Here is a 1,337-nt window from a genome sequence, read left to right as displayed (position 1 = left end):
CGCATCAACGGCCCCGTCAGCAGGTCGAACGGTGCCGCGGCCGACTCACCGGCCCGCGTCACCGCCTCCTCGCGCCCCACCTCGATCACCTCGAAGTCCACCCGCACCGACCCGTCGGCCCCCGGCTCCTCGATGAGCTGGATGAGTTCGCCGTCGCGCCAGGCGAAGCCGGTACGCAGTGCCTCGTGCCGGCGTACGAGTTCCTCGAAGGCCCGCCGCGCGGTGGCGGTGTCGAAGTCGCCCTCGGCACGAACGGCCGGATGCATCGTGTAGGCGGCTGAGGGCTCCCCGAGCTGCTCGATCAGCCATAGCCCGCGCTGCGCGGCGGAGGCGGGCATCTCCGCGTACTGCCGCTCGGAGTCGGTCATTTCACTCCTTGGGGAGAGTCGGGGCCGGGGACGTCGAGGGCACGCCGGTGCCGGGGCAGACGCGTGGGGCCCGGCGGGGCGGGCTCGGAGGCCCGGCGTCCGGCCAGGCGGGCGGCGAGTCCGTCGGCGGTACGCGTCTCGAAGACGTCCCGAACGGTGACCGGACCGATGGACCGGGCCCGCAGATCGGAGACGATGCGGATGGCCAGCAGTGAGGTGCCGCCCAGTTCGAAGAAGTCCTCGTGACCCCTGACGGGAGTGGCCAGAATCCGCGACCAGACTTCGGTGACGGCGGCCGCCGCCACCTGCCGGGCGCCGGCCTCGGCAGGTGACGGCGCGGCGGTGCCGGGTGCGGCGACGGGATCCGGCACCGCGGCGGACGGGGACTCTCGCAGCCACGCCGCGGCAGAGGGCGCCGGCGCGCAGGACAGAGGGATGTCCGGATCCTGGGCCACCGCTGCGAGGATGCGTTCGAAGTCGGCCGCCATAGCGGCGGATGTGGAGGGGGCGAACAGGTCCGCGTCGGCGCACAGGCTGACCTCTGCTTCGGAGCCGCCGGCCCGGACCTCGGCGCTGATGTCCATGAACGAGGCCCGGGCGGGAAGCCTCAACCGCTCCACGCGCAGTCGGGCCAGCCGGGGTTCGGGCTCGGTGACGGCCATGGTGAACATCGCCTGGAACACCGGGTTGCGGCTGAGGTCCCGTTCCGGTTGCAGTTCCTCGACGAGGCGGGAGAAGGGCAGGTCGCCGTGGTCGACGGCGTCCAGGAACTCCGCGCGCACGCGGGCGACCAGTTCGCGGAAGGCCGGATCGTCGTCGGCCCGGGGACGCAGCACGACCGTGTTCAGGAACAGTCCGACGACCGCTTCGCTGCCGGGGTGGGTGCGGTTGCTGAGGGGGACGCCCACGCAGATGTCGTTCTGCCGGGTGTAGCGGGTCAGCAGTACGTGGTAGGCCGCGTAGAGGACG

General features: G+C 72.6%; 2 protein-coding genes. Both read right to left on the bottom strand.

All coding sequences use genetic code 11. From position 1 onward, the window contains the following. A partial coding sequence (locus ACWC21_RS41330; protein ID WP_450889998.1) for a condensation domain-containing protein occupies positions 1–368 on the bottom strand: 368 nt, incomplete at its 3' end. Continuing rightward, positions 365–1,337, bottom strand: a 973-nt coding sequence (locus ACWC21_RS41325; protein ID WP_450889997.1) for a condensation domain-containing protein, incomplete at its 5' end; no start/stop codon positions are given. The genes ACWC21_RS41325 and ACWC21_RS41330, both read right to left, overlap by 4 nt.

This window comes from Streptomyces sp. NPDC001348, from assembly GCF_053597535.1.
This window is presented reverse-complemented; position numbering and strand designations above follow the sequence as displayed.